The 6,822-nt window shown below is 65.7% G+C and carries 11 protein-coding genes; 5 read left to right on the top strand and 6 right to left on the bottom strand.

Translation table 11 applies throughout. The features are described 5' to 3' along the window. Positions 1-218, bottom strand: a 218-nt coding sequence (locus AC1P6P_RS07770; RefSeq protein ID WP_481401865.1) for a hypothetical protein, incomplete at its 3' end; no start/stop codon positions are given. 28 nt (positions 219-246) lie between these two features. Here AC1P6P_RS07770 and AC1P6P_RS07775 point away from each other — a divergent pair. Continuing rightward, positions 247-864, top strand: coding sequence for a protein-tyrosine phosphatase family protein (locus AC1P6P_RS07775; protein ID WP_481401866.1), 618 nt, complete (start codon positions 247-249; stop codon positions 862-864). A gap of 332 nt (positions 865-1,196) precedes the next feature. Here the strand turns inward: AC1P6P_RS07775 and AC1P6P_RS07780 are convergent, their stop codons facing one another. Further along, positions 1,197-1,925 (bottom strand): gamma-glutamyl-gamma-aminobutyrate hydrolase family protein, encoded by a 729-nt coding sequence (locus AC1P6P_RS07780; protein ID WP_481401867.1) that lies wholly within the window; start codon positions 1,923-1,925, stop codon positions 1,197-1,199. Positions 1,926-1,930: 5 nt separating this feature from the next. After that, positions 1,931-2,575 (bottom strand): LolA family protein, encoded by a 645-nt coding sequence (locus tag AC1P6P_RS07785; RefSeq protein WP_481401868.1) that lies wholly within the window; start codon positions 2,573-2,575, stop codon positions 1,931-1,933. Positions 2,576-2,777: 202 nt separating this feature from the next. Between AC1P6P_RS07785 and AC1P6P_RS07790 the strand changes: the two genes are divergently transcribed. Genes AC1P6P_RS07790 through AC1P6P_RS07805 form a run of 4 tightly spaced genes read left to right on the top strand, consistent with a single transcriptional unit; the run spans position 2,778 to position 4,796 of the window. Next, the gene (locus tag AC1P6P_RS07790; protein WP_481401869.1) at positions 2,778-3,791 is read left to right on the top strand and encodes an NAD(P)H-dependent glycerol-3-phosphate dehydrogenase; all 1,014 of its coding nucleotides are present in this window, start codon (positions 2,778-2,780) and stop codon (positions 3,789-3,791) included. Between the two features lie 8 nt (positions 3,792-3,799). Next, positions 3,800-4,093: a YciI family protein gene (locus tag AC1P6P_RS07795; protein WP_481401870.1), complete on the top strand. Its 294-nt coding sequence runs from the start codon at positions 3,800-3,802 to the stop codon at positions 4,091-4,093. 2 nt (positions 4,094-4,095) lie between these two features. Next, complete coding sequence (locus tag AC1P6P_RS07800; RefSeq protein ID WP_481401871.1) at positions 4,096-4,386, top strand: YciI family protein; 291 nt, start codon at positions 4,096-4,098, stop codon at positions 4,384-4,386. Beyond that, positions 4,386-4,796, top strand: coding sequence for an EVE domain-containing protein (locus AC1P6P_RS07805; protein WP_481401872.1), 411 nt, complete (start codon positions 4,386-4,388; stop codon positions 4,794-4,796). Before AC1P6P_RS07800 ends, AC1P6P_RS07805 begins: the two co-directional genes overlap by 1 nt. Here AC1P6P_RS07805 and AC1P6P_RS07810 read toward each other — a convergent pair whose 3' ends face one another. From AC1P6P_RS07810 to AC1P6P_RS07820, 3 genes are all read right to left on the bottom strand, one after another. Beyond that, positions 4,797-5,504 (bottom strand): zinc ribbon domain-containing protein, encoded by a 708-nt coding sequence (locus tag AC1P6P_RS07810; RefSeq protein ID WP_481401873.1) that lies wholly within the window; start codon positions 5,502-5,504, stop codon positions 4,797-4,799. It lies immediately after the preceding gene. A gap of 188 nt (positions 5,505-5,692) precedes the next feature. Continuing rightward, positions 5,693-6,166 carry an N-acetyltransferase family protein gene (locus AC1P6P_RS07815; RefSeq protein ID WP_481401874.1) on the bottom strand — a complete coding sequence of 158 codons (474 nt, stop codon included), beginning with the start codon at positions 6,164-6,166 and terminating at the stop codon, positions 5,693-5,695. Positions 6,167-6,310: 144 nt separating this feature from the next. Next, on the bottom strand, positions 6,311-6,822 hold a 512-nt coding region (locus AC1P6P_RS07820), incomplete at its 5' end, for a GNAT family N-acetyltransferase (RefSeq protein WP_481401875.1).

The raw sequence follows: 6,822 nt of genomic DNA on the forward strand, positions 1-6,822 counted from the left end.
AGCAGGAAACCGGCCAGCGCCGCATCGGGCGGGTTGGTCCAGTGATCGACGATAACGCGGATGCTCCAGCCCGAATTCAGCCATTGCAGGTCGGCGGTGCCGTAGCCGGTATGGGCCTTGAGGACGCCGTCGAGCAGGTTCAGGATCGCCACCAGCACGATCGCCGCGACACTCGTCCACGCCCACCGAGCCCCCAGCGCTTTTCTGCTAAACTGCATGGCGATCCTCCCTGATTTGACGGCGAACATGCCTCTGACCGACCGCTTGTACAACTTTCATTGGCTGCGCGGCGGCGAGGCGGCCCGTTCGTCGCAGGCGTTTTTCGGTGGCCTGGAAGGGCTGATGCGCCGCCATGGCCTGAAGGCGATCATCAACCTCCGCGGCGAGAATGCCGACCTGTCGTGGTGGCGTTATGAGAAGCGCGTCTGCCAGCGGCTTGGCGCCAGCCATATCGATGCCATGCTGTCCTCGCGCCATCTGCCGACCCGGGCGATGCTGGCGACGCTAATGGATGCCTTCGACACGGCCCCGCGCCCGCTGCTGATGAAATGCTCCGGCGGCCACGACCGCACCGCCTTCGCTTGCGCTCTCTACGTTCTTTATCGCGACGGTTGGAGCGCCATGGCGGCGGCCGAGGCCCAGTTCGATCCGGTGCGCTATGGCCACAAGCCGAAACCGGGCCAGCATTGGCTGAAGCCCTTCCTCGCCTTCGCCGCCGAACACGCGGCCGGGCGCCCACTCGCCGAGTGGGTACGCAGCGCCTACGACCCCGCCGCACTCGACCTATGGTTGAGCGCACACGGTCTCGCTGGTAGCCACAAAGGCATTTTCGAAAAGCCGATCCGCTCACCCTTCCAGCTCTGACAAGAAAAACGCCCGGCTGGGGGGGCCAGCCGGGCGTCGTTTGCGCCGTTACGCGCTAGTGCCGGGAGGGGATGACCGACACCGCTGCGAAGAGGGGTTCGACTTGCGAGCGGGGGGGCAGTGCGTGCCGAACGCCGTCTCTCCACACCAGGATCATATGCAAATAGGCCACAGTTTGCAACTATTTTTTGGGTCAAAGGGTTACGTGAAGGTTTTTAAATGACAGCTGCAAATCAGCAACAGTTGTAAGGAATCATCGGGGGGCAATGGGGCGGCCGCGTTGCCGTTTTGCACGGACCCGATCGGCGGTAGGGTTGACGGCCAGGTCACGCTTACGCGAGGGCTGCAGCAAAGGCGGCCCAGATGGCACGGGACACCGGGTGCTCGGCCCAAAGCCACTCCGGATGCCACTGCAGTCCGAGCAGGAAGCCATTGGGTTCCTTAAGGGAAACCGCTTCCACCTGGCCGTCGGGGGCGACCGCATCAACCCGCAAAGCCGGCGCCAAAACATCGATGCCCTGGCCGTGCAGCGAATTCACCATGAACCGGCGTTCCTTGGTGATCGCGGCCAGCACCCCACCCTCGATCACGCTGACTTCGTGCGCCGGGCCGTACTGCACCGCCACCGGCTGGCCGGCGGGTTCGCGATGATCGATGCGGCCGGGCACCTCCTGGACGTGCTGGAACAAGGTTCCGCCGAGGGCGACGTTCAGTTCTTGGATGCCGCGGCAGATGGCGAGAATCGGTACGCCGGCCGCCACCGCCGTGCGGATCAGCGGCAGCGCCAGCGCATCGCGATGAAGGTCTTCCCACGTCGGCGCGCGCGCCGGCGCCCCGCCGTAGAAATGGGGCGCGACATTGGAGGGCGAACCGGTGAACACGAGGCCATCGACCGCCCCCAGAATGTCGTCATGGTCAAGCGGCGGATCGAGCGCGGGGAGCAGCAGCGGCACCGCCCCGGCACCATCGCGCACGGCGGCGACATAGGGTTCCAGCACCAGATGCGCCGGTTGGCCTTCGACACTGCGCCGGTCCGAGATCAAACCCACCCGCCGCCGCATTGCCGTCAATCCCGCGTCTTGGCTCCGACGCCACGGTTGTCGCGCAGCACGAACAGCGACGGATCGGGACTGGTGCCGGCCTGCAGCGCGCGTAGCGCCACCGTGGTCGGCAGTCCCTGGTCGTCGATCACCGTCCATTGCCGCAGCTCCAGCGCCGGATAGCTGAAGGTGATGGCGATGTTGGCCTTGGCGCGGTTTTTTGAGGTGCGCGCCTCGATCACCAGCATGCCGGGCTGGCGCTGCAGCTTGACGATGGAGCCATCCTTCTTGAGATCGACATGCTCGCCGAGCAGCACATCAAGCGGGATCGAAGACAGGGGATAGCGGTCGACCGTCTTCAGCTTCCTGTTGAACACTGCGAAGGTGTGGCCATCGCAGACCACCAGGAGCGGGCTCGGGGCCTGATATTCGAAACGGAGCTTGCCCGGCTTGACGAGATAAAACTTGCCCTGATCGATCTGGCCGTTGGGCCCGACCTGGACGAAGCCGCCCTCGAGCGAGCGGATGGCATTGAGATAGGCGCTGACCTTGTCGAGATCGGCGCGATCGGTGTCGCTAAACTCGACGGGACGCGGCGGCGGCGGCTGACCGGCCCCAACCGCAACCGCGGCGGCGACAGCCAGAACGAGAATTTGAGCGAGACGGCGCATGACTTCCTGATAGCTCCCGATTGCGGCAGAAGATAGGGTCCTTCGAGACGCCCTTTGGCCCTCACCCTGAGGAGCACCTGGCGTCTCGAAGGGCGAGGGCCAAAGGTCTCCTCAGGATGAGGTTTCCATCGAGATGTCTCCAAACTAGAGTCCTGGCCACCGGCCCGACTCAAAGGCTAATAGGCGTCATTGGAGGCGCACCATGGCCGAGACTGCACCCACACCAACCCCTTACGGCAGCATCGGCGTGATCGGCGCCGGCGCCTGGGGGACATCGCTTGCCTTGACCGCCGCCCGCGCCGGCGCCACCGTGACGCTGTGGGCGCGCGAAAGCGAGGTGGTGGAGGCGATCACCCGCGATCACGTCAATCCCATCTTCCTGCCCGGCGTGCCGCTGCTGCCGTCGATTCGGGCGACCGGCGATCTCGCCCAAGCGGCGGCGGCCGAGGCGTTGCTGGTGGTGCCGCCGGCCCAGCATCTGCGCGCCACGCTGGCGGCGCTTGCCACGGTTGGGCGTCCCGGCACGCCACTGGTCGTCTGCGCCAAAGGCATCGAGCGCGGCAGCGGCAAGCTCGTCACCGAAATCCTCGCCGAAGCGGCGGCGCGTTGCGAGCCGGCGATCCTGTCGGGTCCCTCCTTCGCCCATGATGCGGCCAAGGGTCTGCCGACGGCGGTGACCATCGCGGCCCGCGGCGACATTGCCGGGCGGCTGCAGGTCAGTCTCGGCCATGCCACCTTCCGCCCCTATGCCACCGACGATCTCATTGGCGTCGCGCTCGGCGGCGCAGCCAAGAACGTCTACGCCATTGCCTGCGGCATCGTTGACGGCCTCGGCCTCGGCGAGAGTGCCCGCGCCGCCCTGATCTCGCGCAGTTTCGCCGAACTGACCCGGCTCGGCGTCAAGCTCGGAGCCCGCGCCGAAACCTTGATGGGCCTGTCCGGTCTCGGCGATCTGGTGCTGACCGCGTCGAGCCCGCATTCGCGCAATTTCCATTTCGGCGCCGAAGTCGGCCGCGGCCGCTCGATCGCGTCCTTGCGCCAGCCCGGCCAGCCTTTGGCAGAAGGCGTCGAGACCGCGGCGGCGCTCGTCATCCGCGCCCGTGCCGAGAGAATCGAACTGCCGGTCGCCGAAACCATGGCCAGCGTCATCGACGGCAGCCTGCCGCTCGACCAGTCCATTGCGCGGCTGATGAGCCGCCCCTTCAAATCCGAATAGGAGACACCATGCCGTTTTTCATGTTCATCGCCTTCGACAAGAAGATCGGCGGAGCCGCGGTGCGCGCCGCCACCCGTCCGCGTCACGTCGAGTACACCAAGTCGAACGGAAAGGTGAAATTCGGCGGGCCGTTCGTAAGCCCCACCGACGATATGATCGGCAGCTTTTCCATTATCGAGGCGGCCGATTACGAAGCGGCCGCAGCCTATGTCCGCAACGATCCGTACAATCAGGCCGGCCTGTTCGAGCGCCAGGAACTGCACCCCTGGAAACTGACCATCAACACGCTGGAAACGGTGTGACCATGCTGTTCGTCCTCACCGCGATCGACAAGCCGGATGGATTGGCGTTGCGCCTCTCGGTCCGCGATGCGCATCTGGCGTATGCCCGCGAGACCGGCCGCATGCGGCTCGGCGGACCGTTCCTCGACGCCGATAGTGCGATGTGCGGCAGCATGATGGTGGTGGAGGGGCCCGACCTCGAAACCATCAAGGCGTGGCATGCCGAAGATCCCTATGTGAAAGCGGGCCTGTTCGCCTCCTCCGACATCCGCCCGTGGAAGCCGACCTTCAACCCGATCGACGCCAAATTCTGATGGCCTATTGGCTGATGAAGACCGAAGCGGGCACCTGGTCGTGGGCGCAGCAGGTCAAAAAGGGCGCCACCGGCGAGCCGTGGAGCGGCGTGCGCAATCATCAGGCCGCCAACAACATGAAGGCGATGGCGAAGGGCGACCTCGCCTTTTTCTATCACTCCGGCGATGAGCGGCAGATTGTCGGCATCGTTGAGGTGATCGGGACCTATCGCCCCGATCCGACCGATGCGACCGCCAAGTTCGGCCTCGTCGATGTCAAGGCAGTGCGGGCGCTGACCGAGCCGGTGACGCTCGCCGCCATCAAGGCGACGCCGGCGCTGCGCGACATGGTGCTGGTGAAGAATTCGCGTCTCAGCGTCCAGCCGGTGACGGCCGCCGAATGGCAAGCCGTCCTGGCAATGGTGGACTGATTACTGTTCCGGCGGCGGCTCTTGCGCCGGCGGAGCCGCCTGCTGGCTGCCCGAACTGACGGCGGTCTCGGTGTCCATGCTGGCCTCGCCACCTTGCGCGCCCTGGGTTTCGGCACCGGGCGTCGTGGTATGACCGGCGGGCGGCGTTGCCAGCACACCGGCCTTGGCCAGCGCCTCATCGGTTTCGTTCGGCGGAATCTCGCGCACCTGATAGGTGGTGGTGCCGTCGGCGCGCGCCACGCTGTAGAGGCTGATACAGCTCTTCTGCTTGAGGAAGTCGCGGCAGGCGTGGTGGTCCTCGTCGGAACTCTTGACGTCGGCAACGACGGTATAGGTTTCGTCACCGACCTTGGCGGTGCAGGATTTGCGGTTCCTGACGTCGGTCGACTTCGCCGACGACGAATCGAGCTCGGCCGACGGCGAGATCGCTCCGAAATCCTTCGCCTGGTTGAGCGTGGCGGTGCAGACCGTCTTGCCGCTGGGCCCGAGCAGGTTGCCGAACGCCAACAGCAGCGCAATGGCCACCACCGCGGCCCCGCCGATCCAATAGCCGGGCTTGGCTTTGGCGCTGTAAAGCACGCCGTTGACGCCCTTGGGCTTCGGGGCGGCCGGTGCACCGTGTACCGCCGTACCGCAGCTCGGGCACGCCGTATCGGCCGGCTGCAGGTTGGTTCCGCAGTTCGGGCAGAAATCTGTTGTATCGATCACCTGAGCGGACCTTTCGCTGCACCCGCGCCGTTCATATCGCCAATCGGGCAGCGGTTCCACCCCTCCGGCTCGGACACTTCAGCGCCTTAACCGGTTCGCCCGCAAAGATTTCTGCGATTTAAGACGCCGCGGCGGCAAGCCCCTCGTCCCCAGTCAGGGTTGCATTGGAACAGAACCGGAACAGGCGGTCAGTTCAGCTTTTTGCGCCTTAGCTGCACATAGGGCGAGAACCCGGCCTTGTCGTAGACGGTAGCGGCCCGTTCGTTGCCCGCCAGATGGCCGATGTGGATGACAGGAAGGTCTCGCCCCCGCGCCCAGGCTTCGCAGGCGGTCAGCAGGGCCCGTCCGGCGCCCTGACCACGGACGGCTTCCTCGACATAGGCTTCGCAGATCACGGCGCAGCGGCGCTCGGCGTCCACCACATAAGGCGGGGCTTCGTGCTCATAGACCGCGGCCCAGCCGACCGCGACGCCCTCCGCTTCGGCGATCAGGAAAACGCCGTTTTCGGTCTGCTTCTGGAGCGCCGCAAACTGGTCCTCGGGATACGACGCGTCGAGCCGGCGGTCGGATTCGAACTCTGCCTCATAGCGCTGCAGCCCGTCGATAAACCTGAGAATGGCCGGCTTGTCGTCCGGCAGGCGCGCCGGGCGCACGGTGATCATGGCATCAGCCCCGTCTGGTGGACGGCGACGATACCGAGTGCCCCGCGACGAGACCAGCACCTCAGCCGCGCAGCGGCCGAAGAGCAGCCTTGCGCCACCGGTCTGTCGTGGTGAGACCGGGTCGTCTCACCACATCCGTGACCGTCACGCCGCCGACAGCGGCAGGCGCTTGGCCGGGAAAAATCGCGCCGGCGGCAGTGCCGCCGAGACATCGTCCGCGGCGGGCATCAGGCGCTTTTTCACTTCCTGGCAGTAGGGCACATAGCCGGCCTTGGCATAGGCGCGCGCCGCGCTTTCGTTGCGCGACAACAGGTCGATGCGCATCGAGGCGTAGCCGTGCGTCACCGCCCAATTCTCGCAGGCGCGGATCAGCGCCGTGCCGGTGCCGGTGCCACGGCCGTCTTCGGCCACATACAGCTCGGCGAGATAGGCAAACAGGCGTTCGTCGGCGCGGATGAAGGCTTCGGTCTGCTCTTCGTAGACGACCGCCCAGCCGATGGCATGGCCGCGATCGTCATCGGCGACGAAAATGGCGCCGCGGCGCTCGAGGAGCCAATTGAAATACTCCTCGGCTTTGACGAGATCGATGAGGTGGTTGGGTTCGAGGAACGATTCATAGCGCTGAAGCGCCACGATGAAGTCGAGGATCACCGGCT

The sequence above is a fragment of the Rhizomicrobium sp. genome (assembly GCF_056722145.1).

Coding starts and splice junctions, on each gene's coding strand:
- AC1P6P_RS07805 (WP_481401872.1), top strand. CDS start 4,386: ATGGCCTATTGGCTGATGAAGACCGAAGCGGGCACCTGGTCGTGGGCG.
- AC1P6P_RS07775 (WP_481401866.1), top strand. CDS start 247: ATGCCTCTGACCGACCGCTTGTACAACTTTCATTGGCTGCGCGGCGGC.
- AC1P6P_RS07790 (WP_481401869.1), top strand. CDS start 2,778: ATGGCCGAGACTGCACCCACACCAACCCCTTACGGCAGCATCGGCGTG.
- AC1P6P_RS07795 (WP_481401870.1), top strand. CDS start 3,800: ATGCCGTTTTTCATGTTCATCGCCTTCGACAAGAAGATCGGCGGAGCC.
- AC1P6P_RS07815 (WP_481401874.1), bottom strand. CDS start 6,166: ATGATCACCGTGCGCCCGGCGCGCCTGCCGGACGACAAGCCGGCCATT.
- AC1P6P_RS07780 (WP_481401867.1), bottom strand. CDS start 1,925: ATGCGGCGGCGGGTGGGTTTGATCTCGGACCGGCGCAGTGTCGAAGGC.
- AC1P6P_RS07800 (WP_481401871.1), top strand. CDS start 4,096: ATGCTGTTCGTCCTCACCGCGATCGACAAGCCGGATGGATTGGCGTTG.
- AC1P6P_RS07785 (WP_481401868.1), bottom strand. CDS start 2,575: ATGCGCCGTCTCGCTCAAATTCTCGTTCTGGCTGTCGCCGCCGCGGTT.